At 62.6% G+C, this 22,450-nt stretch carries 20 protein-coding genes and 1 pseudogene; 5 read left to right on the top strand and 16 right to left on the bottom strand.

Annotation, left to right across the window (positions count from 1 at the left end):
* From Q4G22_RS14855 to Q4G22_RS14785, 15 genes and pseudogenes are all read right to left on the bottom strand, one after another.
* Positions 1 to 235: pseudogene (locus Q4G22_RS14855) on the bottom strand (phage portal protein); the annotation flags it as partial.
* A 2-nt stretch (positions 236 to 237) separates the two neighbouring features.
* A complete protein-coding gene (locus Q4G22_RS14850) occupies positions 238 to 489 on the bottom strand; it encodes a hypothetical protein (RefSeq protein ID WP_303386664.1) in 252 nt (83 codons plus the stop codon).
* Positions 486 to 1,043 carry a hypothetical protein gene (locus tag Q4G22_RS14845; RefSeq protein WP_303386663.1) on the bottom strand — a complete coding sequence of 186 codons (558 nt, stop codon included), beginning with the start codon at positions 1,041 to 1,043 and terminating at the stop codon, positions 486 to 488. The genes Q4G22_RS14850 and Q4G22_RS14845 overlap by 4 nt, the downstream gene beginning before the upstream one ends.
* Positions 1,044 to 1,556: 513 nt before the next feature.
* Complete coding sequence (locus Q4G22_RS14840; RefSeq protein ID WP_303386662.1) at positions 1,557 to 3,302, bottom strand: phage terminase large subunit family protein; 1,746 nt, start codon at positions 3,300 to 3,302, stop codon at positions 1,557 to 1,559.
* Entirely contained in the window at positions 3,292 to 3,771 is a 480-nt protein-coding gene (locus tag Q4G22_RS14835; RefSeq protein WP_303386661.1) for a DNA packaging protein, read from the bottom strand. Before Q4G22_RS14835 ends, Q4G22_RS14840 begins: the two co-directional genes overlap by 11 nt.
* 586 nt (positions 3,772 to 4,357) lie before the next feature.
* On the bottom strand, positions 4,358 to 6,718 hold the full coding sequence (locus tag Q4G22_RS14830; protein ID WP_303386660.1) for a phage/plasmid primase, P4 family: 2,361 nt from the start codon (positions 6,716 to 6,718) through the stop codon (positions 4,358 to 4,360).
* A 381-nt stretch (positions 6,719 to 7,099) separates the two neighbouring features.
* Complete coding sequence (locus Q4G22_RS14825) at positions 7,100 to 8,044, bottom strand: AEC family transporter (protein ID WP_303386659.1); 945 nt, start codon at positions 8,042 to 8,044, stop codon at positions 7,100 to 7,102.
* 15 nt (positions 8,045 to 8,059) lie between these two features.
* Positions 8,060 to 8,863 carry an MBL fold metallo-hydrolase gene (locus Q4G22_RS14820; RefSeq protein WP_303386658.1) on the bottom strand — a complete coding sequence of 268 codons (804 nt, stop codon included), beginning with the start codon at positions 8,861 to 8,863 and terminating at the stop codon, positions 8,060 to 8,062.
* Complete coding sequence (locus tag Q4G22_RS14815; RefSeq protein WP_303386657.1) at positions 8,860 to 9,675, bottom strand: TatD family hydrolase; 816 nt, start codon at positions 9,673 to 9,675, stop codon at positions 8,860 to 8,862. Before Q4G22_RS14815 ends, Q4G22_RS14820 begins: the two co-directional genes overlap by 4 nt.
* A gap of 17 nt (positions 9,676 to 9,692) precedes the next feature.
* Positions 9,693 to 10,784: a DNA polymerase III subunit delta' gene (locus Q4G22_RS14810; protein WP_303386656.1), complete on the bottom strand. Its 1,092-nt coding sequence runs from the start codon at positions 10,782 to 10,784 to the stop codon at positions 9,693 to 9,695.
* A complete protein-coding gene (tmk, locus tag Q4G22_RS14805; protein ID WP_303386655.1) occupies positions 10,781 to 11,377 on the bottom strand; it encodes a dTMP kinase in 597 nt (198 codons plus the stop codon). Before tmk ends, Q4G22_RS14810 begins: the two co-directional genes overlap by 4 nt.
* Positions 11,377 to 12,534 carry a D-alanyl-D-alanine carboxypeptidase family protein gene (locus Q4G22_RS14800; RefSeq protein ID WP_303386654.1) on the bottom strand — a complete coding sequence of 386 codons (1,158 nt, stop codon included), beginning with the start codon at positions 12,532 to 12,534 and terminating at the stop codon, positions 11,377 to 11,379. Before Q4G22_RS14800 ends, tmk begins: the two co-directional genes overlap by 1 nt.
* A 147-nt stretch (positions 12,535 to 12,681) precedes the next feature.
* Positions 12,682 to 13,359, bottom strand: a complete 678-nt coding sequence (locus Q4G22_RS14795; RefSeq protein ID WP_303386653.1) for a DUF2270 domain-containing protein — start codon at positions 13,357 to 13,359, stop codon at positions 12,682 to 12,684.
* Between the two features lie 53 nt (positions 13,360 to 13,412).
* Positions 13,413 to 13,982 (bottom strand): thymidine kinase, encoded by a 570-nt coding sequence (locus Q4G22_RS14790; protein WP_303386652.1) that lies wholly within the window; start codon positions 13,980 to 13,982, stop codon positions 13,413 to 13,415.
* 40 nt (positions 13,983 to 14,022) lie between these two features.
* Positions 14,023 to 14,754, bottom strand: coding sequence for a rhomboid family intramembrane serine protease (locus tag Q4G22_RS14785; protein ID WP_303386651.1), 732 nt, complete (start codon positions 14,752 to 14,754; stop codon positions 14,023 to 14,025).
* Between the two features lie 102 nt (positions 14,755 to 14,856).
* On the opposite strand from Q4G22_RS14785, the gene Q4G22_RS14780 reads away from it, so the two are divergent.
* Complete coding sequence (locus Q4G22_RS14780) at positions 14,857 to 16,125, top strand: 4-aminobutyrate--2-oxoglutarate transaminase (RefSeq protein ID WP_303386650.1); 1,269 nt, start codon at positions 14,857 to 14,859, stop codon at positions 16,123 to 16,125.
* An 86-nt stretch (positions 16,126 to 16,211) separates the two neighbouring features.
* Here the strand turns inward: Q4G22_RS14780 and Q4G22_RS14775 are convergent, their stop codons facing one another.
* Positions 16,212 to 17,648, bottom strand: a complete 1,437-nt coding sequence (locus Q4G22_RS14775; protein WP_303386666.1) for an MORN repeat-containing protein — start codon at positions 17,646 to 17,648, stop codon at positions 16,212 to 16,214.
* Between the two features lie 144 nt (positions 17,649 to 17,792).
* Here Q4G22_RS14775 and Q4G22_RS14770 point away from each other — a divergent pair, with 144 nt between their 5' ends.
* The 4 genes from Q4G22_RS14770 (at position 17,793) to Q4G22_RS14755 (ending at position 22,410) form a co-directional block, all read left to right on the top strand.
* A complete protein-coding gene (locus Q4G22_RS14770; RefSeq protein WP_303386649.1) occupies positions 17,793 to 19,451 on the top strand; it encodes an NAD+ synthase in 1,659 nt (552 codons plus the stop codon).
* 174 nt (positions 19,452 to 19,625) lie between these two features.
* Positions 19,626 to 20,558, top strand: a complete 933-nt coding sequence (locus Q4G22_RS14765; protein WP_303386648.1) for an ABC transporter ATP-binding protein — start codon at positions 19,626 to 19,628, stop codon at positions 20,556 to 20,558.
* Between the two features lie 2 nt (positions 20,559 to 20,560).
* Positions 20,561 to 21,322: an ABC transporter permease gene (locus tag Q4G22_RS14760; RefSeq protein WP_303386665.1), complete on the top strand. Its 762-nt coding sequence runs from the start codon at positions 20,561 to 20,563 to the stop codon at positions 21,320 to 21,322.
* Between the two features lie 275 nt (positions 21,323 to 21,597).
* Entirely contained in the window at positions 21,598 to 22,410 is an 813-nt protein-coding gene (locus tag Q4G22_RS14755; protein WP_303386647.1) for an alpha/beta fold hydrolase, read from the top strand.
* Positions 22,411 to 22,450 lie beyond the last annotated feature (40 nt).

Raw genomic sequence — 22,450 nt, 5'->3', positions numbered from 1 at the left:
TGATCCCAAAGCCTACCAGTCCAGTGACCAGTGCGGCCACGCCATTTGCAGCCCACGGATTGTTTGCCCCAAAATACCGCGCGCGCGAACGGATCGGGGCTGATGCGGCCAGTGTTTCCGCGCCGGTGCGACCAAATGACGGGGCAGCGGACCAGCGCCGCCCGCCCGCAGCGCCGTCAAAGCGCCGGGTCTGCACCGGATCGGATTTGCGGCGGAACAGATCGAGGACGCCCAAAATCAGGCCTCCGGCCCGGCGGCGGCGCGGGCTTCCGCGAGAAGCCGTTGCAGTTCATCTTTGACAAGTTCGCCTTTAAATACCGTTTGCCAACGGATCGCGGCAGCACGGCATCGCATAGCGGATAGCGCGTTAATTTGCCGATAATATTCAGGATTTTCCCAGTAACGCGCGCGCTTTCGCTCAAGGATCGCTTCACGGTTCTTTTCGTAATACCTGCGGTCGCGCTCAGCGCGGGATTTTTTTTCGCTCATTCACCAGACTCCCGACGATCACCGTAAATAACCACTTGCCCGAATTCAAAAAGGAAAGCGTCAAGCAATATGCCAAGGTCAATCGTCAACACTGATGCAAGTTGCTTCTCGTAAATATCTCGGTTGTCGAGCGTTTTCGATGCCCTGCTCTTAGGCTCGTCAAACGTCACGATTGAGTAATGTCGCATCGTAACAGGCGAATTGTCACGATACAGCCTCATTTCAAAGCGAGGCTTCTCCATGCTTCTGAAAGCCTCTGGATTGCAGATCAGTTCCATGCCAATTGGATTGCGGTCCAGATGTTCCCGCACCTCACGCAGTATCTGGGCATCGAATCCCATGTCCGCCAGTTCGCTGAAAAGAACTGCCTCAGCAGCGCCAATTTCATCTAGCGTCCGGGTCCGATGGTGATCATTGCTTTCTTCTGCGCGAAGAATGCCAAGTTTTGCGTTGAAGTTCTTCAATCGCCCTTGAACAAATGGAAGGCTATCAGGGTCGAGGTTATACACCTTCACCATGATTTCGGCGATTTTCTTGATTGTTAGGCGGGCCATGTGATTCTCCGTGTCTATAGGTGCGATTCTAGTGGAATCGATTAAATTGTCAATGGAAACTTTTCTGTTGATTCTAATGGAATCGTATGTTACTAGTGAGTCGTCCAAATGTTAAAAGGCTTGTCGGGCGGCGCGAGTCGCCCGGCTCCACCCATCGAAATTCAGATTTGCGCTGGCCGGTTCTCCGTTCTCCCTGCAACCAGTGCAGATAAGCCGGGTTTGCTTCCTTTCACCCGGCTTGGTGGCGGCAGATTATCGGGTAGTGGTGGCCCCGATAATCTGCCGCCCTTTTTATGAAAGGAGTCACCCCATGCGCAGACTATCAAAGATGGAATTACGGTCGACGCGGCAACTTGCCAGAACGCTGACAGGCTCCGGCATATCCTATGAAGCGACTTGCTATATCATCGGAATGCGGCTGAAATATATGCGGGCATTCTCGGTTGCCAATCTGGAAACCGTGTTCAAATTGAAAAGCCCCCGTTGATCGGGGGCTTTCGTTTATCTGTTCAACTACGCTGATTTAATCACGGCAGGTTGCCGTTTGGGCGCTGCGGCGGATGCGAGTTCTTCTGCCCGCCTGTCAAGGTTGATCCCAATTAACTGCCTTGCCGCCCATGCGTAGACCGTGGCGTCCAGTGTCTCAGCCCTCTTACCCTTCACCCGCTCGAATCGGGCATCCGGTCTGCCGCGAACATAGCGGACGACTCGCCGTTCACTGGTTAACTGTTCAAAGTAGATCGGCTGCAAAGCATCGCTGAACCTCACGCCTTCACCGCGGGACAGCCGGGCGAATAGCTGCGACTTGATCGCATCGACGCCAGCCAGCCACAGCAGTTGTCCCTTGGTGCCTGAGCGTTGCAGCATCGGGCGGCTAAACCCAGAAACCCCTTTGCTCGCCACCACGCGCCGCCCGAAGCGCGGGCGGGTGAAGGCGTTGACGATTTCCGTATGTCCGCCGTCACCGGAGTCGATCAGCGCCGCGTCGACTCGGATTGTGCCGCCGTTCGGGTGCTGCCATGTTTCGCGCAGCAGCGCATCGAGGTCTTGCCACACGGCGTCACCGTCAATCGGCCCCCAGAATACCCGGTGATCGATTGCATAAATGTCGCTGCGCCCGTGACCCATCAGCACAACTTCGAGTCGATCATCCTGACAGTCGACGCCCGCCGTGATGAACAGCACGTCATCGGGCAGCGTATCGAGGTTGAATGCTTCACGCCGTTGGAACAGTTCGTGTTCGTCCAGGTCATCGCCGTCGGTTTTCCACGGTTCGCCCAGCACCAGGTTGGTGAACGTCTGTAATGTCTCAGGCGATTTCTTTGCCTGTAGAAACTCAGCAGCTAATTTCCCCCACCGGGCGTTAAAGTGAGGGCTGATTAGTGCGTTGACCTTAAACCCGGCATGGCCCTTCACATCGGGCGCAGTTGCCCGCCAGCGGCCATTTGCCACCATTGCAGGCTTATGCTTTTCATCGACAACGCAGCCGTTATTCGGGCAAACCCAATGCGCGGAATCCGGGTCGCCTTCATTCCAGCGAATATCTGCCCATTTGATCTCTGCATATTCATCGCAGGACGGGCAAAGGCATTCATAGATTCGCTTGTCGGATTTATCATAAAGCCGAGTCGCTGGCCCATAATCGAACACGGGCGTTGAACCGGCAATGATCTTGCGGTCGCGGAATGTCAACGTCCGCATGACTGCAAGTTCAATAGGATCGCCTTCCTGCGATACCTCAAACCCGTCGATCTCATCCATAATCAGGATTTTCGCGGTGTGGCGGCGCAGGTTGCGCGGCGACTTGGCTGCCAGAAACTTCAAACTGCCCCCTGCAAAGCGCCGGTTCAACATGGTGCTGCGCCCAGTTTCGTCGGCTTCATCGGAAAGCAGCCCGCGCAGGCTAGGCGAGGCGTCGAACACCTGTTCCAGATCAACCGCATAATCGCGCGCGTCATCGGCAGTCGGCTGGACCGCCAGAATGGGTGCGGGACTATTTGCAACGTAACCTGCAATAATCCCAGACAGCAGCGCGGTATAGCCAATTCGCGCCGATTTTAGAACCGTGATGCGTTCAATAGCCAGATCGTCCAGCGCATCGCAGATTCCCCGCTGATATTCCCAAAGCTGCATCTTGCCCGGTAATGCGCTTGCGGTTTGCGGCAGAAAGATGTTCTGTTCAATCCAATCTGCTGTTGCCATATCAGCAGGCGGCAAAAGGGCGCGCATTGCATTTCTGCGGATCAGTTCAATTCCCATTTGCAAGCCCTTCCAGTGCAGCTTTGATTTCCCGGTCTATTTCGGAAATGTCATGCGCAGTTAAATGCGGCAGTTTTGCACCAACCCGTGACGACACCGCCAGCATGGTCGACCGAACGTCCCGCAGCACATTGGCCCATTCGCGTTCTACGTCAGCACTTCTGACCAATTCGCCGCGCGCTTGCTCATTCTGAATCTCGATCTTGTCAGCCTGTTGTTTCGCCAGCCGCAGCCGTTCAGCCTTGTAATCGTCGGATGGCGCGCCAACGCCCGGCCCCGTGCGGGCTGCGATCCCGCGCAGATGATCGAGGTAACGAACCAGCGATTGCCGAACGTCCCACCGGGCATTGCCAGCCTTGACCAGTCGGCATTCACGGGTCTTGGTTCGCACCTGTGACGCGGCGATTCCCAGCAGGTCGGCCAGTTCAGCCTCGGTCATGATGCTGGGTATGCCCTCAGCGATTGTCATTTTATCCGTGGCAGGCTTCGCGGCCTTCCTGGGCGGCGGGTAGCCTTGGCAGGGGAAGGCCCCTCAGCGGCCCGCTGCGGGCTTCCCACGGGCTGCACCGGATCGGCGGTGATGAACAGGTCGGAAAGATCAGTCTGATAGGTCATCTTTGCTTACCTATATTGGCCTTGCCAATTGAAAATTTTTGTGAAGCGAAACGAATCGGGGTCCATGCCCCCCGCGGCCTGCCACCCTGCGGAAGAACCTAACGGGAACGGGTCCACATGAGCCGCAGCCCATCTTCTGCCCCGCCCAACCTGACCGTCGCGCCGCCCGATTGCGCGGATCGCTTCAAACCGATGATCGGCAACAGGCCCATGAGTCCCATCTGTCCCATCAGTTCCGTATGAAGCCTTCACGCGTATACGCGCGCGCCCGCGTGAGAGAGAGAACCGGCAAGGATGGGACAGATGGAACAGATCATTATATTTCAATGAGTTACCCCGTTTGGGATGGGACTCGCCCTTTCCAGCAAGATGGGCGGCGATCAATGATCCAGCAGAACCGATGATAGGCTGCGGCCAATGATGAACCGCAGCGCATTTGCTCAGTGGGTAAGACATTGCGTCACCTCTTCACCGGGGGCGGGCAAATTGTCGAACGGATCACGAAGCGGCGTGAGTTTCAGCCCGCGCCACCCGCGACCGCGTATCCCTGCCGTGCTTTGGATCGGATCAAAGCCGCGGTCCTTCATCCGCTGCGGGAAGTCGCTGCGCTTATTGCCGGGTTCGTCCTCGTTTGACCGGGCATAGGCTGACCATGAGTCGAACAGGCTTTCGGTTGTCGCAGCGAACCCCTGACCAATAATGCAGCGATCAGCGATCCAGTTTGCGAACGTATCCTGTTCCTCAAAATAGGCTTCGGTCGTTTCTACCATGACGGCAGGCCGAATAAGCCCATTGCGCTGCCAATCGAGGCAACCCAGAACAGCCCATGACAGAATGCCGGGCATTTCCTTTTCCAAAGTCACTTTCAAAGTGAAATCAGGCGCAGCCGGTTTCCGGTCGAACGGCATCACGTTAAACCGCCGTTTGATCGCGCCGTCGACATTGGAAAAGGCGGGCTTGTTATTCCCGACAATAACCAGTTTCAATTGTGGTTTGAAAATAAAGTCATCCTGCCGCATGAAGCGCGCCGTCATCACATCGCCGCCGGTCAATTGCTTAATCCGGTTTTCAGCCCAAGCGCGGCCCGCTTCGGTTTCGCTGGCATAGGCCATGCGCGCACCATGCAGCCGGGCAATTTCGGTTGAATGGCGGGCGTGTTTCTGGGCGGTAATGGTTTCCGTGTCGACCGCGATTGCATAATCACCCAGCAGCGCGCCGATGGTGTTAACCGCAGTCGATTTCCCCGAACCGCCCGGCCCGTGAACGAACAGCAGGGCTTCTTCGCGCGTGTCGCCGGTCAGGCTGTAACCAGCCCATTGCTGCATGAAGCGGATTGCATCCGTATCGCTGCCGGTTGCCTGATCCAGAAACGCCAGCCAACGCGGGCAGTCGCGGGCCGGGTTGAATTGATCCAGCGGAATCGGCGCGGCTGCCGTGATCTTGGTTATCATATCGGTTTGTAGCGCCGGGCGCAGTTGGCCCGTGCGCAGATCAATCGTGCCGCCGGGGGTTCCGATTATCCAATGGTCGCGGTCCCACGCCTCAGCGGTTACAGCGAAAGCGCGGTCAGCCTGGGCGAACCGTTCAACTGCCGATGCGGTCGCGGCTTTGGTCAGCGCCTTGGCTGCGCTGGAACGCGGATCAGACGCAGCACGGGCGCGGCAGATTTCCCGCGACCAGTTGAAGGCCAGCTTGGTTTCTTCTTTCCGCCAATGGGTGCCGGTCCAGACGTGCCAGCGGCCCGACGAATGGCAGAAGCGCAGCCGGTCGGCATGGGCGGCGGCAAAGGCACGGGCGACTCCGTCCTCGGTCATCGGGAAGCCGTCGATTTCCGGCAGGTCATCGAAATCAGATGCGTCGACTTCAACGCCGCCTGCGGTGCGGTTCCAAGCGCGTTGCACCTGCCGGGCATCCTTGGCCCAATCGGCAAGGTCCGAGTCCTTCATCAGTTCGGCGCGGAAACCGTCCAACCCCATGCCAGCCCTGCGACAATCGCCTGCAATGCTGAACGCGCGGCCCGAACGGGATTCGTCTTTCGGTGCCGCCTTGGGCGCATCGCCCTTGAACCGCGGCCCGACATCTTCGATCAGCCAAGCCAGCGTTGCCCGGTCGACCGGCTGGATCGAGGCCGGGGCGCTGCCCAAGTTCTGCCCGGTGACGGTGAAATAGCGGTTGCCCAGATGCAGCGCGATTTCGGTATGGTTGCCGCGCGACCAGCTTTTGCCGTGCTGCGTTCCCATGATCGCCCGCAGCGCGTCCAGATCAGCGGCGGCATAGCTGAAAAACACCTTCACGCCCGAACCGCTTGGGCTGATTTCAGCATAGGACGCGAACCGTTCGACAACCTCAGCCGCCCAAGGTTCAAGCTGCCCGGTCAGCAGATCGACGCAGGAATCCAGATCGACGCCGCCCAGTCGCTCAGCGCCATCACCGCCCAGCATTAGCCCAACGCCGCCCTTCTGCCCCGCTGACAGCAGGTCGCGCGCCACAGCCTCAGCCTGGGGGCGCGCAAGCCATGTCGCCGGGTCATTCGCCTTCGCCATGCGCTGCGGCGTGACATAGGGAACCTTGGTCGGCTTGCCGTTGCGGTGATCTTCGCGCCACGCAACCCATTTTCGGGCGGCATCCAGCGCAGCCCATGCTTGATTTGGGGCGCTTGATTCGCTATATTCTGGGCAGGCGCTTTCGTGAGCCGCTTTAGTTTCAACGCCGTTCCGGGGACCAGCCGGGGCGGCGTTCGCCGTTTCAGCGGGCGGGGTCCAGCCCAACAGGTCGCTGAGGTCGGTTGTCATATCTTTCATCGCAGTTCCTTGGGTGAAGGCCCTGCAATCGGTTTGACCCTAGCCGAAAATTTCCAAGGATTTCAGCGGATGGATTCCGGGCAGTTTGACAGAACAAGCGATTGATTTTGCTTGCTTGGTTCACTCGCTCCGGGTCCGCCATTTAACTTCCAGACATGCCTGATCTTGTTGATGTGCCATGCTGAAAGGTGTGGGTGCGTGATCTTGGGTTAATTGTCGGGGCTTCTTCGCAAGCCGAATCGACGTCCTCTCGTCAGGGGCCTGCGTGCTGCGCTTTGGATGCGGGTTACCGGGCTGGAATGTGGGTGTGCGGTATAATTATCCTGCCACTTGGCCTGACCAGGCTTTCCGCACAGATGGCAACAGGCCCACAGCCCCGCATCAGGGCAGCAGTTCCAGCCACATCCAGATGGTCAGCATCGATCCGACTGTGGCCATCAGCACCGATGAGGCCGCTACCCGTCGTGCAGTGCCATACAGGTTGGCGAACAGATAGGCGTTGACCCCCGGTGCCATCGCCGCTGTCATCACGGCCGAGCGTATCCCGGCCATATCCAGCCCGAACATCTTGGCCAGACCAAAGGTGATCGCCGGATGCAGGATCAGCGCGCAGAAACAGCACATCAGGATCGGCCCCATATCCCCCTCGGGGCGATAGCGGAACAGCACGCCCCCCAGCCCGAACAGTGCGGCGGGCAGGGCGGCGCGGGCGATCATGTCCGCGGCGGCCCAGAAACCTTCGGGCATCACCAGCCCGGCATCAGTCAGCAGGTTCATCGCCAGCCCCGACAGAATGCCGATGACCAGCGGCGTTCTCAGCACGCCCTCCAGCGCGCGCAGCGCCACACGGGGCACCGACAGGTCCGAGCCGCGCGCCCGCGTGAACTCCATCATCGTGATGCCAAAGGTATAAAGCAGCGGCGAATGTACCGCGATGATAGCCCAGTTCCCGGCCAGCGCGGCGGTGCCAAAGGCACGCTCGGTGATCGGCACGCCCAGCAGCAGGCTGTTGGAGAACAGGCAGACAAAGCCGATGGTCACGCAATCAACCGGCGGACGGCGAAACAGAAACCGCGCCCCCGCCCACCCTGCCGTATAGCTGGCCAACGCGCCGATATAGAACGACAGCAGCAGCGGGGCGGAAAACTCGGTCCCCAGATCCAGCCGCGCCATCGAGGTAAACAGCAGCACTGGCACGGCGAAATTCTGGGCAAAGCGCATCAGCCCGTCCACCGCCTCGCCGCCGAACCAGCCGCGCCACGCGGCCAGCCAGCCAAAGCCGATAACCAGAAACACGGGCAGGATGACGGTGAATAATACGGTCATGGGATTCTTGCTTGGTTAAATCCCCCCGTCGGCGGCGATTTCGATCACCATACCGTCAAAAGCGGGGCAGATGTTGGGTGGAGTTTCGGCCTGAACGGCGTCGTAATCCAGATCAATGTGCATATTCGTCACCACCCCGCGTAGCGCACCCGACCGGGTAATCCATTTCAGCGCCAGTGACAGATGTGCGTGGCTGGGGTGCGGCGTGCGTCGCAGGGCGTCGCAGATGAACACCTCGGCACCCATGATCTCGGGCCAGGCGGTGTCGGGGATGGCCGAGACATCGGGCAGATAGACCAACCCGCCGATGCGCAAGCCCAGTGCCTCGATCTCGCCATGTGCGACGCGGAAGGGGCGTAGTTCGATCACGCCGCCGGGGCCGTCGATAACTACCGGCCCGGCGATCCGGTTCAGAGCGCAGACCGGCGGGTAAAACGACCCCGGCGGCGTTTCAAAGATATAGCCAAAGCGCGCTGTCAGCGCCGCGCCGGTCACATCATCGGCCCAGACCGGCACCACCGCGCCCATATTATAGGCGATCTGGCGCAGGTCATCTATGCCGTGGATGTGGTCGGCATGGGCGTGGGTGTAGACAACCCCGTCCAGCCGCCCGACCCCGGCATCCAGCAACTGGGGCACCAGATCAGGGCCGGTGTCGATCAGCACCTGCGTCGTGCCATGTTCGGCCACCCGCTCTACCAGCAGCGAACAGCGGCGGCGGCGGTTTTTGGGATTGGCGGGGTCGCATTCGCCCCAGCGTCCGCCAAGGCGCGGCACCCCGCCCGACGATCCGCAGCCAAGGATCGTCGCCCGGATCACGCTGCGGCCTTCCAGAACAGCCGGTCGAAATTGGCCGAGGTCAGCGCCGCAAACTCGTCATACGCCATGCCGAACAGCTGCGCGCCGACCTTGGCGGTATGGGCGACATAGGCCGGTTCATTGCGTTTGCCGCGGAACGGCGGCGGGGCCAGATAAGGCGCATCGGTTTCCAGCAGGATGCGGTCGGGCGGGGCTGTGGCGAAAATTTCGCGCAGTTCAGTCGAACGGGGGAAGGCGGCGATCCCTGACATCGACAGATAAAACCCAAGGTCCAGCGCCGCCCGCGCCAGCCCCGCGCCCGAGGTGAAACAGTGCATCACGCAGGAATAGGCACCGTTGCGGTATTCGTCGGTCAGAATACGGGCCATGTCCTCGTCGGCGTCGCGGGCGTGGATAATCAGCGGCAACCGGGTTTCGCGCGCGGCGGCGATATGGTTGCGCAGACTGACGGCCTGCACCTCGGCGCTGTCGGCGGTATAGTGATAATCCAGCCCGGTTTCGCCGATGCCCACCATCTTGGGATGCGCGGCCAGTGCGATCAGTTCATCAACCGAGGCCAAGGGTTCCTCGGCTGCATACATCGGATGCGTGCCAGCGGCATAGAACAGCCCGTCATGCGCCTCGGCCAGTGCGCGCACGGTGGGTTCCTTGTGCAGGCGGGTGCAGATCGTGACCATCCGCGTCACCCCGGCGGCGCGGGCGCGGGCGATCAGATCGGCCTGCTGGCCGTCAAAGTCGGGAAAGTCCAGATGGCAATGGCTGTCCACGATCTGGGCGGGCGGCGCGCCATGCGGGGCCGGGTCGTCGGTCATCGTCAGGTCCATGCAGATCAGGTGGGGGCGCGATGCCCCAACTGGATCAGCATATCCATCACCAGCGCCGCAGGGTCAAGGTTCACCGCCTTGCCTGCCCGCGCCTTGGGCGACAGATCGGCCTGCGCCCCGGCCCATGCCCGCGCGGCCCCGGCGTCGGGGGATAGGCGGGCCATCAGCGCGCCTTCGCCCTTGGCTGCCTGCGGCAGCGGCGGGCCTGAAAGCCCGGCGCGGGCCAGCCGGTTCAGGAACAGGTCCAGCAGCGTCATCACCAGATCGAACGGGTCACCCTCGGCCCCCGACCGTTTCGCGGCTCGTTCGGCCAGCTTGCCCACCGCCCCGCGATCCATCCGGGGCAGGGTGGCGAACAGGTCCACGATCTGCTGATAGACCGCCAGCCCGTCTTGCCCGGCCAGCCGCAGCGCCTCGCCGACCGAGCCATGCGCAAGTGCGGTCAGCGCATCGGTGTCGCCTGTCACCCCCAGCCCGGTCAAAGCCTGGGCCATCGCTTCGGGCGACAGGGGCGACAGGCGCAATTCGCGGCAGCGTGACCGGATCGTGGGCAGCAGCCGGGCGGGCTGATGCGCGATCAGCAGGATCAGCCCGTCCTTGGGCGGTTCCTCCAGCACCTTGAGCAGAGCGTTGGCGGCGGCGGTGTTCAGGTCGTCGGCGGCGTCGATAATCGCCACGCGCCGCCCGCCGCCCGCTGCCGACAGGTGAAAAAAGGACAGCAGCCGCCGGATTTCATCGACGGTGATTTCGGCGCGCAGACGCCCGGCCTTGTCATCCCACGGGCGGCGGATCAGCATCAGGCCCGGTTCCGACAGCGCGTTCACCCGCCGCGATACCGGCGTGTCGGCGGGAATGTCCAGCCGGTCGGGCGCGCCTTGGGCCAGCAGCCAGCGCGCGATGGCCCAGGCCAGCGTCGCCTTGCCCACGCCGCGCGGCCCGGTCAGCAGCCAGCCGTGATGCAGCCGCCCGCTGTCCGCCGCTGTCAGAAAATCGGTGATGGCGGTGTCCTGCCCGATGACGCGCGGCGTGTGGCGCGGATGCGGCGCGCCGGGCACGCGATCGGGTTCGGGAATGTCCTCGTCAGGGGCCAGCTTCATAGCGCGGCCCGGACGCGGGCGGCCACCTGATCGGGGCTGCCGCGCCCGTCGATCAGCCTGATGCGGTCGGGCTGTGCCGCCGCCAGTTCGCGAAAACCCGCCGCCAGCCGTTCTTGAAACGCCAGCCCGAGACGTTCAAAGCGATCCTCAACCCCGCCGCGCGCCATACCACGCGACAGGCCGGTGGCCGGGTCGATGTCGATGACGAAGGTGCGGTCGGGCCAGATACCGATGGCCAGATCGTGCAGGCGGTCCACCAGATCGCGCAATTCGCCACGCGCCGCGCCCTGATACACGCGGGTGCTGTCGGTAAAGCGGTCGGTGATAACCACGCGCCCGGCATCCAGCGCGGGGCGGATGGTGCGTTCCAGATGGTCGCGGCGGGCGGCGGTGAACAGCAGCACCTCGGTTTCGCCCGACCAGCGTTCGCCCGCCCCCTGCACCAGAAGGCGGCGGATTTCCTCGGCCCCCGGTGATCCGCCGGGTTCGCGGGTCAGCACGACATCGCGCCCGCCGTCCCGCAGCGTATCCGCCAGCAACCGCGCCTGAGTGGACTTGCCGCAGCCGTCAATGCCCTCGAAGCTGATGAACATCAGCGGCCGGTGGCCTCGGCGGTGCGTTGCACCAGACGTTGCGCGGCACCGCGGACGCGGCCCATGAAACCAGCCTCGGGCACATCGGCGGCGGCGATCAGCGGGGTGCGCGCCTCGCCCGCGCCGGGCACGGTGACGACCAGTTCGCCAAGGCGGTCGCCCTTGGCGATGGGGGCGTTCAGGGGCGATTGATACACCGCTTCGGCCCGCACCCCATCCTGCGCACCGGCGGGGATCAGCACCCGCACGCCATGCTGCGTGGTCAGCGCAACGCGCCCGGTGGTGCCCAGCCAGACCGGAGCCTGCACCACGGGTTCGCCTTCGGGCACGACGGTGCGCATGGTGAATTGACGAAAGGCCCAGTTCAGGATGCGTTCCGATTCCTCGGCCCGCGCACGGTCGCTGTCCAGCCCGCTGATGACAAAGATCACCCGGCGGTCGCCCTGTGCCGCAGACCCGACCAGTCCGTAGCCCGCCTCTTGCGTGTGGCCGGTCTTCAGCCCGTCGGCCCCCATGCCAAGCGCCAGCAGCGGGTTACGGTTGCGCCGGTTTGACGGCGCGCGGTTATCGAACGCATATTCAGCGATGCCGAAATAGTGGTAATACTGCGGAAACTCTTCGATCAGGCGCTGTGCCAGATGGCCCAGATCCTCCATCGACATGCGGTGCTGCGGATCGGGCCAGCCGGTCGAGTTGGTGAAATGCGAATGCGTCAGCCCCATCTGGCGGCCGCGTTCGTTCATCTGCCGGGCAAAGGCATCCTCGGTTCCGGCCAGACCTTCGGCCACGACCACGCAGGCATCGTTGCCCGACAGGACGATGATACCCTTTATCAGTTCCTCAACCGTGGGGCGGTCGCGTTCGTTCAGGAACATGGTCGATCCACCCATCTGCCGCGCCTTGGTGGACACGGGCAGGCGGGTGTCCAGTTGAATGCGGCCTTCTTCCAGCGCCTCGAACAGCATATACAGTGTCATCAGCTTGGACATGCTGGCGGGGGGCAGTTCCTCTTGCGCGTTTTTTTGCATCAGCACGGTGCCGGTGGCCATGTCATAGACCCAGGCCGCGCCCGCATGGGTGTCGAACGCCTGTGCCGAGGCCGCGCCCGGCAGCAGCATGGTCAATAGTGCGAGGGTGCGAAGCGAAAGCGCGCGCATAGGTTGTCCTTTGCCAGTTCCGCATTCTGGTTACATGATGGCCCGCCGCGCCGCAACGCATGGCACGGACCCGAGTCGGGATTGTGATAACCCCGGTCAGGTTGCGAAATCGTTAAGGCCGCCTGCCGCCGTGGGGCCGATGCCACGTCAGCCCATGCCGGAACTGTCGCCGTGCAGCCGGGCGCGCTGGCGGTCGGTGGCGCGGCTCCATAACGCAAAGCCGATCCAACTGATGCAATAGGTCGCCCCCAGCAGCAGAACCAGCCAGCCGGGGATCGGCCCGATGGCGGCCCGGTCCAGCAATTGCCCAAAGCTGCGCAGCGGTGTCGGATGCACCAGCAGTTTGCCCAGATAGGCGATGGTCTGGATCAGCAAGATCCACAGATAGTTGCGCCGGATGCGCCGCCCCACCGCCACCGCGACGCTGACATGATAGGACGGCTGCCGGTAATCGCGCGCCAGCGTCTGTTGCCAGCCGCGTTCCAGATGCAGGTTTCCGTCTGCCAGCATGGGCGCGACGATATGCTTTTCCATCCAGCGCGCCCGCGCCCGCCAGACGTTGAAGTAACGATAGCGCCGTGCCTCTAGCATCAGGAACAGCACGATCAGCACACCCACCAGCAGCAGCGGAATGGGCGATGCCTGCGGCGAGGAAAACGAGATCGACAGCGCGATCCCCAGCGTCACCACCGACCAGTTCGTGGTCGTATCCAGCCGGGTGCGCCACAGGGTCGAACGATATAACTCTCCCCGATAGACATGTGCCAGAAAGCCCAGTTCCGCCGACGTAAAGGCGCGCGGCGTATTGTCGGTGTCGTGATCCATGGCCGTCCCCCCGTCTGCGACTGTCGCACCGGGGTGGCGACCTGTCCAGCGCGTCAGCCGCCGGTTGCCTGCCGCCAGTGGCGACGGCACAGCGAAACATAGGTTTCATTGCCGCCGACCTGCACCTGCGCGCCCTCGGTCATGGTGGCCCCGTCGGCACCCCGGCGGATGACCATGGTGGCCTTGCGTCCGCAATGACAGATGGTGCGCACCTCGCGCAGGTCGTCTGCCAGTGCCAGCAGGGCGGCGCTGCCGGGGAACAACTGGCCGCGGAAATCGACCCGCAGCCCATAGCACATGACCGGGATGCCCAGATCATCGGCCACCCGCGCCAGTTGCCAGACCTGATCGGCGGTCAGAAACTGCGCTTCATCCACAAAGATGCAGGCCGGGGCAGGGCGGGCTGCGATCAGTGCGAACAGGTCAGTGTCGGCGGCGAATGTCAGCGCGTCGTCGGAAATGCCGATGCGGCTGGCGATACGGCCCTGACCGGCGCGGTTGTCCAGCGCGGCGGTCAGCAACAGCGTGTCCATCCCACGCTCGCGATAGTTATAGGACGCTTGCAGCAGCAGCGTGCTTTTGCCCGCGTTCATGGTGGAATAATGGAAATACAGCTTGGCCATGATGCGGCCTTAACCGGGCCGCGCAGCGGCGTCCAGCGGCTTAGCGGCGGGGCACCTGCGGCACGCGGGAACGGTGGCCATAGTCGATCGGATCATGCGGCGGGTGGCCGTCGGTGCGGCTCCAGAACCGGGTGCCCCCCTTGCGCAGCAGCACCGGCAGGGTCAGCAGCACCCCCGCCACAAAGCCGCCGCTATGCGCCCAATAGGCGACGCCGCCTTCATCCCCGGTCATCATATAGCCGCCGAACAGTTGGATCGCGAACCAGACGCCCAGCATGATCCAGGCGGGCAGGGTAAAGATCTTGAAGATAATGACGATGATCGCCAGCACATCCACCTTGGCGCGCGGGAACAGCAGCAGATAGCCGCCCATGACTCCGGCAATCGCCCCCGAGGCCCCGGCCATCGGGATCATGCTGCCGGGTTCGGCGCTGATCTGCCCGGCAGCGGCTGCCAGCCCGCAGATCAGGTAAAAGCCCAGAAACGGCAGATGCCCAAGCTGATCTTCCAGATTGTCGCCGAAAATCCACAGAAACAGCATGTTGCCCGCGAAATGCATCAGACCGGCGTGCAGGAACATATGGGTCAGCAGCCCCCACAGCATCTGGCCATCTGCGATAGCCCCGGCATAGAGCGCGCCATAAACCCACAGCCCTTCGGCATTCAGCCCCCAGGGCATGGTCAGCACGAACATCACCAGATTGGCAAAGATCAGCCCGATGGTGACATAGGGTGTGCGCTCGGACGGGTTGTGGTCGCGGATCGGAAACATGCGGGGCCTTTTGCCGGGTCGCGTCACACTGGCCGATGGCGCGGCATCTGGCAAGCGGCGCGCGCTTTGACTAGCCTGACGGCACGGAATCAGGGGATCACCATGACAAGCATGACAGACCGCAAGAATGCCGCCATCGCCCGCGGTGTCGGGATGACGACGCAGATCTATGCCGAGCGCGCCGAAAACGCGGAAATCTGGGATAAAGAGGGCAACCGCTATATCGACTTTGCCGCCGGAATCGCGGTGGTGAACACCGGCCACCGTCATCCCCGCGTGATCGAGGCGGTCAAGGCGCAACTGGATCGGTTCACCCACACCTGCCATCAGGTCGTGCCCTATGAAAACTATGTCGCTTTGGCCGAGCGGCTGAACGATCTGGTTCCCGGCGACTGGCCGAAAAAGACCATCTTCGCCACCACCGGGGCCGAGGCGGTGGAAAACGCGGTCAAGATCGCGCGGCATTACAAGGGACGGTCCGGCATCGTCAGCTTTGCCGGGGGGTTCCACGGGCGCACCTTCATGGGCATGACGCTGACCGGCAAGGTTCAACCCTATAAGGCCGGTTTCGGCGCGATGATGAACGATGTCTGGCACCTGCCCTTCCCCTGCGAACTGCACGGCGTAACGGCAGAGGATGCCATTCACGCGCTGGAAACGCTGTTCAAGGCCGATGTGGACCCGGCCCGCGTCGCCGCGATCATCGTCGAACCCGTGCAGGGCGAGGGTGGTTTCTATGAAGTGCCGCCCGGTTTCATGAAAAAGCTGCGCGAGATCTGCGACAGTTATTCGATCCTGCTGATCGCGGACGAGGTGCAGACCGGCTTTGCCCGCACCGGCAAGCTGTTTGCCATGGAACATCACGGCGTGGCGGCCGACATCACCACCATGGCCAAGGGGCTGGGTGGCGGTTTGCCGATTTCCGCCGTCACCGGCCGGGCCGAGGTGATGGACAGCCCCAACCCCGGCGGCCTTGGGGGCACCTATGCGGGCAACCCGCTGGGTGTGGCGGCGGCTCATGCCGTGCTGGATGTGATCGAAGATGAAGGGCTGTGCGACCGCGCGGTGCGTCTGGGGCAGCGGCTGAAACAGCGGCTGGCCGGGATGCGAGACGCGGTGCCCGAGATCGTCGATATTCGTGGGCCGGGCTTTATGAATGCGGTCGAGTTCAACCATGCCGGCACGGACAAGCCCAGTCCTGACTTTGCCAATCGCGTGCGGCTTGAGGCGCTGGACCGGGGGCTGATCCTGCTGACCTGTGGCGTTTACGGCAATGTCATCCGCTTTCTGGCGCCGATTACCATTCCCGATGCGGTGTTCGATGAGGCGCTGGATATTCTGGAACAGTCGATGAAGGCTGCACGGGCCTGAAGCGCCGGACCGGGGGACTTCGCGTCCCCCGGACCCCCTGCAGGATATTTATAAACGAAAGACGGGCCGGGCGATTTTGGGGATCGCTAGTTGCTGGCGGGGCCGCTGTCGTCGGGAATCTCGCCTTCGGGCGGGGGCGGCATGTCTTCGGGGGCCGGGGTTATCAGGCGATTGTCGTCCCATTCGCCGGATGCGACCTGTCCGGTGGCATAGCGCAGCACGCCCTGACCCTGCCGTTTGCCGGCGACGAAATGGCCAGTATAGGTGTCGCCGCCGGGATAGGTGGCGGTGCCCTCGCCGTCGATTTCCCCCTCTGACCAGCCGCCTTCGTAGGAAAAACCGTCGGGGGTGACGACGCGGCCATGACCATCGCGCAGCCCCTGAGCAAAATCGCCGGTGTAGACCGTGCCATCGGGGTAGGTGGCCTGTCCTTGCCCGTGGCGCAGGCCGTCTTTCCATGCGCCGTTATAGACATAGCCATCGGGATAGGTCATCCGGCCCTGTCCGTCGTTGCGGGCATTGCGGAAATGGCCCTCATAGATCATGCCATTGGCATAGCGGGCGATGCCTTGGCCCTCGATCACCCCGGCGCGCCACGCGCCCTGATAGGTCGATCCGTCGGCATAGGTGATCTGGCCGCTGCCATCGGGTTTGTCGGCCAGCATCTGCCCTTGGTAGACCGAGCCGTCGGGATAGGTTTCACGGCCTTGCCCTTCGCGTCGGCCCTCGACCCAATCGCCAGTGTAGGCATAGCCATCGGTGCCGGTAAAGCTGCCGCGTCCGTGATGACGGTCGGCCAGAAAGCCGCCTTCATATACATCGCCATTGGCATATGTGGCGATGCCCTGTCCTTCGCGGCGGCCTGCGACCATCTGGCCTTCGTAGTGATCGCCCGTTGCCTGAGTCAGCTGTCCGGTGCCCGACATCTGTCCGGCTGACCAGACGCCTTCGTAGATCATGCCGTCCTGCATGGTCAGGCGGCCCATACCGGCGCGTTGCCCGGCGATCATGCCGCCTTCGTATACGGCGCCATCGGGATAGGTGATACGACCGTGTCCCTCTTTGATGCCTGCCTTCCAGTCGCCGTCGTAACGATAGCCGTCGGGCTGGGTCAGCACGCCCTTGCCCTGATGCAGCCCCCTGACGAAAGTGCCCTGATAGACCGAGCCGTTGGCATAGGTCGCGGTGCCGGTGCCGGTCATTTCACCGGCCTTCCAGTCGCCCTGATAGCTGCCGCCATCGGCATAGGTGATCTTGCCCTGACCATCGGGCAGACCGGCGGTGAAATGCCCTTCATAGACGGAACCGTTGGGATAGCGGGCCACGCCTTCGCCCAGGATCTGCCCGTCCACCCAATCGCCGTCATAGCGATAGCCGCTGGGCAGGGTATAGGTGCCGCGCCCGTGCTGGCGACCGTTTCGGAACGTGCCTTCATACACGCCGCCGTCGTCATACTGTTTGGTCACGGCATCCTGCGCGGCCAGTGTTTGGGGCATGCCCGTGCCTGCCGCCAGAATGACCATTGCTGCAACTGCCGCTTTCATCGCCTGCCGCCCCTTTGTCTTTTGGCGAAAGGTTTACCCCAAGCATGGCCTCGGCGCAAAGCCCGACTTTCCCTTGCCCCCGGCATCGCCTATCAAAAAACCGACAAAGCCAAGGGGCCAGCCATGACCGACCGTTTCCGCCTGAGCATCGCGCAACTGAATGCCACCGTCGGCGATCTGACCGGCAATGCCGCCAAAGCGCGGGCGGCGTGGGCAGCGGCGCGGGATGCCGGGGCCGATATGGTGGCGCTGCCGGAGATGTTCATCACCGGCTATCAGACGCAGGATCTTGTGCTGAAACCGGCGTTTACCCGCGATGCCATGGCCGCGATCGAGGCTCTGGCGCGCGAGGTGGCGGAAGGTCCGGCCATGGGCATCGGCGGGCCGTGGGTGGATGGCGACAAGCTGTATAACGCATATTTCATTCTGAAGGGCGGCGCGGTGGTTGCGCGGGTGCTGAAGCATCATCTGCCTTACAAGCAGTTGTTCGACGAACTGCGGCTGTTTGATTCCGGGCCGATCAGCGGGCCGTATTCCATCGGCGAGGTGCGGGTCGGCTCGCCGATCTGCGAAGACAGTTGGTATCCCGATGTAGCGGAAACGCTGGCCGAAACCGGCGCGGAAATCCTGCTGGTGCCGAACGGCAGCCCCTATCACCGGAACAAGCTGGACCTGCGGATGGGGCATATGCAAAACCGCGTGGCCGAAACCGGGCTGCCGCTGATCTATCTGAATCTTGTCGGCGGGCAGGACGATCAGATTTACGACGGCGCCAGCTTTGTGCTGAACCCCGGCGGCGAGGTCGCGGTGCAACTGCCAGCCTTTGTCGAAGCGCAGGCGACGGTGGATTTCATCCGCACGCCTGATGGCTGGCAGGCACAGCCGGGGCCGATGGCGCCGCAGCCCGATGTGTGGGAACAGGATTATCAGGCGATGATGCTGGGTTTGCAGGAGTATCTGCGCAAATCCGGGTTCAAAAAGGTGCTGCTGGGCATGTCGGGCGGGATTGATTCTGCGCTGGTTGCGACCATTGCCGCCGATGCCATCGGGCCGGACAATGTGCGCTGCGTGATGCTGCCCAGCGAATATACCTCGCAGGCCAGCCTTGACGATGCTGCCGAGTGTGCTGCCCGGCTGGGCGCGCGGCTGGATACCGTTCAGATCGAGGGGGCGCGCGATGCCGTGGCCGGGGCGCTGTCACATCTGATGGCAGGCACCAGCCCCGACATCACCGAGGAAAACATCCAGTCCCGTCTGCGCGGGCTGATGCTGATGGCGATTTCCAACAAATTCGGGGAAATGCTGTTGACCACCGGCAATAAATCCGAGGTGGCCGTGGGCTATGCCACCATCTATGGCGATATGGCGGGCGGGTATAACCCGATCAAGGATCTGTATAAAACCCGCGTGTTCGAAACCTGCCGCTGGCGCAATGCCAATCACCGCGACTGGATGATGGGCCGGGCGGGCGAGGTGATTCCGCCGCGCATCATCAGCAAACCGCCATCGGCCGAGTTGCGCCCCGACCAGACCGATCAGGACAGCCTGCCACCCTATGAGATGCTGGACGCCATCCTTGACGGGCTGGTGGAACAGGATCTGTCGCTGCGCGAGTTGGTCGATCAGGGGTTTGACGCGGAAACGGTGGACAAGGTGCAGCGGCTGCTGTTTGCCAGCGAATGGAAACGCTATCAGGCGGCGCCCGGCCCGCGTATCTCGACCAAGGCATTCTGGCTGGATCGCCGCTATCCTTTGGTCAATCGCTGGCGCGATTCGCGATAGCTTGGCGAGCGGCGCGGCGGTGCCCCAAGGCCGGGGGTTTCACACCCCAGCCCGGCCCATACGCCGGGCGTTCCTCGGGAAAAAGGTCCACTGGACCTTTTTCTGGCCCTCGTCACCCCTGTGGGATATTTGGAAACGAAAGACAGCGGGCCTTGCCCCGCACAGGAGAGCGTGATGCCCCCGATTATCGAGATTGACCGACTGTCCAAGCAATATGGCAGTGGCACCAAGGCGCTGGATGATGTGTCGCTGGACATTGAGAAGGGCGAGATTCTGGCCTTGCTTGGTCCAAATGGCGCGGGCAAGACCACGCTGATTTCGATCATCTGCGGGCTGGTGGTTCCGACTGGCGGCACGGTGTGCGTGGATGGGCATGACATCCGCACCGACTGGCGCGCCGCGCGGCGGCTGATCGGGCTGGTGCCGCAGGAAATCGCGCTGGAGCCGTTTGAGAAGGTGATTGCGACGGTGCGCTATACCCGCGGGTTGTATGGGATGCCGCCGGATGAGGCGTGGATCGAGCAGGTGCTGCGGTCTTTGGCCCTGTGGGACAAGCGCGATGCCGCCACGCGCGAATTGTCGGGCGGGATGAAGCGGCGGGTGCTGATTGCCAAGGCTTTGGCGCATCGGCCCAAGGTGTTGTTTCTGGACGAACCCACCGCCGGGGTGGACGTGGCGCTGCGGCGCGAGATGTGGCAGGTGGTGGGCGATCTGCGCAACAATGGCGTGACGATTATCCTGACCACCCACTATCTGGAGGAGGCCGAGGAAATGGCCGACCGCATCGGCGTCATCAACAAGGGGCGTCTGTTGTTGGTGAAACCGACCGCCGAGCTGATGGGCGAGTTTGGCAAGAAGCGGCTGACCATCGAGCTGGATCAGCCTTTGGCCGCTGTCCCGCCGGGGTTGGAGGGGCGCGGGCTGGAGCTGTCGGATGACGGGCGATCGTTGGGTTTTGATTACGACACGCGGGCCGAGCGCACCGGCATTGCCCGGCTGCTGGCGGATCTGGCGGCGCATGGCATTGCGGTTCGCGACGTGGCGACCAGGCAATCCAGTCTTGAGGATGTATTCATGGCGCTGGTCGCCGGAGAGGACGCGGCATGAGCATTAACTGGCGATCCGTCTGGGCGATTTTCTACAAGGAGATGCTGCGGTTCTTTCGCACGATCTGGCAGTCTCTGGCCTCGCCTGTTTTGTCTACCACGTTGTATTTTATCGTTTTTGGCGCTGCTATTGGCGGGCGCATCCAGTCGGTCGAGGGGATCGGCTATGGCGCCTTTATCGTGCCGGGGTTGATGATGCTGACGGTGTTGCAGCAATCGGTGTCGAACGCCTCTTTTGGCATCTTTTTCCCCAAGTTTTCCGGGACGGTATATGAAATCCTCGTCTCGCCGCTGGGGTGGCTGGAGGTGGTGATCGGCTTTGTGGGCGCAGCGGCGGCCAAGTCGATTCTGACGGCCATCGTCATCCTCGTGACCAGCTTTTTCTTTGTCGGTGTGCATATCGCGCACCCGTTCTGGATGATCGGATTTCTGGTTCTGACCGCCGTAGCCTTTTCGTTGCTGGGCTTTATCATCGGGTTGTGGGCCAAAAATTTCGAGCAATTACAAATCGTTCCGATGATGGTCATCACGCCTTTGGTGTTTCTGGGCGGGGCGTTTTATTCGGCATCCATGCTGCCGCCGTTCTGGGAAAGCGTGGCCAAGCTGAACCCGGTGCTTTACCTGATCTCGGGCTTTCGCTGGGCGTTTTTCGATTATGCCGATGTGCCGGTGGGGCTGTCGCTGTTGGCGGTGGCGCTGATGATCGGGGTTTGCCTGGCGATCATCCGGTGGATTTTCCTGACCGGCTGGCGGCTGCGGGAGTGACTGCACAAGGACAGGTGGCTGACGCGCTTTGTTCTGATCGGGGCGCGCAACGGCGGCGGGCGTTGCGTCGTTGACGGCGCGCAACAGGATTGCGGCCCAGGGCCAGCATTTACCGGGTTTTGGGCTGCACAACCTGTGCACAAGCCATACACAGCCTGTGCACAACCTGTACACAGGCTGCGGGCGTTGCGGACTGGCTTTGGTCAGGTTGCGGGCGGTGCGGGATCGCCCCAAAATGCGTATCGGGGCAAGCAGCAAGCCGGGGCATTGTGGCCGTGACGGGCCATGGCTTTGGCGCGGTGGCCGGAATGGGGGATGCCATGTTCGAGAATGGCCGGATGATCGCGGTTGCCGGGACCAGCCTGTATGTGGCCGAGGCCGGGCGGCCCGATGGTGTGCCCGTTGTGCTGCTGCATGGCGGTTTGGGGTGTCGCGATGATTTCGCCCCCTTGGCGGCGCATCTGGCCGGGGAATACCGGCTGATCGCCATCGACAGCCGGGGGCATGGCCGGTCGGCTTTGGGGCCGGGTGCGCTGAGCTATCGCCGGTTGGAACAGGATATCGCTGCGGTTCTGACGGAACTGGGGATCAGCGGCGCGGGCATTATCGGGCACAGCGATGGCGGGATCGTGGCCCTGCGTCTGGCCGGGTCCGGGTCGTATCAGCCCGGCTTTGTGGTGGCGATTGGCGCGCATTGGCATCTGCCGCCCGACGATCCGGTGCGGCAGATTTATCAGGAGATTACCGCCGGGGAATGGCGCGAGATGTTCGCGGCGCAGGTCGAACGCTATCAGGTGGAAAACCCCGCACCGGATTTCGACCGTCTGTTCGATGCGGTCAGGGCGATGTGGCTGGGGACGGGGGATGACGCCTATCCCGGCGATCTGGTGCGCGCGATCACCTGCCCGCTGCTGGTCGTGCATGGCGACGATGATTTTCTGGTGTCGCGGCGTCAGGCGTTCGATCTGGCCGAGCAGGTGCCCGGCGCGCGGTTGCTGAACCTGCCCTTTGCATCCCATACCGTGGCCGAGGATCAGCCGGAGGATCTGTTGCCCGCGCTGCGGCAGTTTATCGCCGGGGCGGCCTAGACGGCGTCTTCATTTAAGGATTCCCTTGTCATTCGAGTTC

Source organism: Paracoccus sp. (in: a-proteobacteria) (genome assembly GCF_030538655.1).
Taxonomy (GTDB): Bacteria; Pseudomonadota; Alphaproteobacteria; order Rhodobacterales; family Rhodobacteraceae; genus Paracoccus.
This window is presented reverse-complemented; position numbering and strand designations above follow the sequence as displayed.

What these genes read in the sequence shown, in the direction of transcription:
- Q4G22_RS14840 (WP_303386662.1), bottom strand. Translation starts at nt 3,302, where the DNA reads ATGGGAATTGAACTGATCCGCAGAAATGCAATGCGCGCCCTTTTGCCG.
- Q4G22_RS14795 (WP_303386653.1), bottom strand. Translation starts at nt 13,359, where the DNA reads ATGGATCACGACACCGACAATACGCCGCGCGCCTTTACGTCGGCGGAA.
- Q4G22_RS14800 (WP_303386654.1), bottom strand. Translation starts at nt 12,534, where the DNA reads ATGCGCGCGCTTTCGCTTCGCACCCTCGCACTATTGACCATGCTGCTG.
- Q4G22_RS14775 (WP_303386666.1), bottom strand. Translation starts at nt 17,648, where the DNA reads ATGGTCATTCTGGCGGCAGGCACGGGCATGCCCCAAACACTGGCCGCG.
- Q4G22_RS14770 (WP_303386649.1), top strand. Translation starts at nt 17,793, where the DNA reads ATGACCGACCGTTTCCGCCTGAGCATCGCGCAACTGAATGCCACCGTC.
- Q4G22_RS14810 (WP_303386656.1), bottom strand. Translation starts at nt 10,784, where the DNA reads ATGAAGCTGGCCCCTGACGAGGACATTCCCGAACCCGATCGCGTGCCC.
- Q4G22_RS14835 (WP_303386661.1), bottom strand. Translation starts at nt 3,771, where the DNA reads ATGACAATCGCTGAGGGCATACCCAGCATCATGACCGAGGCTGAACTG.
- Q4G22_RS14765 (WP_303386648.1), top strand. Translation starts at nt 19,626, where the DNA reads ATGCCCCCGATTATCGAGATTGACCGACTGTCCAAGCAATATGGCAGT.
- tmk (WP_303386655.1), bottom strand. Translation starts at nt 11,377, where the DNA reads ATGTTCATCAGCTTCGAGGGCATTGACGGCTGCGGCAAGTCCACTCAG.
- Q4G22_RS14850 (WP_303386664.1), bottom strand. Translation starts at nt 489, where the DNA reads ATGAGCGAAAAAAAATCCCGCGCTGAGCGCGACCGCAGGTATTACGAA.
- Q4G22_RS14830 (WP_303386660.1), bottom strand. Translation starts at nt 6,718, where the DNA reads ATGAAAGATATGACAACCGACCTCAGCGACCTGTTGGGCTGGACCCCG.
- Q4G22_RS14790 (WP_303386652.1), bottom strand. Translation starts at nt 13,982, where the DNA reads ATGGCCAAGCTGTATTTCCATTATTCCACCATGAACGCGGGCAAAAGC.
- Q4G22_RS14845 (WP_303386663.1), bottom strand. Translation starts at nt 1,043, where the DNA reads ATGGCCCGCCTAACAATCAAGAAAATCGCCGAAATCATGGTGAAGGTG.
- Q4G22_RS14785 (WP_303386651.1), bottom strand. Translation starts at nt 14,754, where the DNA reads ATGTTTCCGATCCGCGACCACAACCCGTCCGAGCGCACACCCTATGTC.
- Q4G22_RS14815 (WP_303386657.1), bottom strand. Translation starts at nt 9,675, where the DNA reads ATGACCGACGACCCGGCCCCGCATGGCGCGCCGCCCGCCCAGATCGTG.
- Q4G22_RS14825 (WP_303386659.1), bottom strand. Translation starts at nt 8,044, where the DNA reads ATGACCGTATTATTCACCGTCATCCTGCCCGTGTTTCTGGTTATCGGC.
- Q4G22_RS14780 (WP_303386650.1), top strand. Translation starts at nt 14,857, where the DNA reads ATGACAAGCATGACAGACCGCAAGAATGCCGCCATCGCCCGCGGTGTC.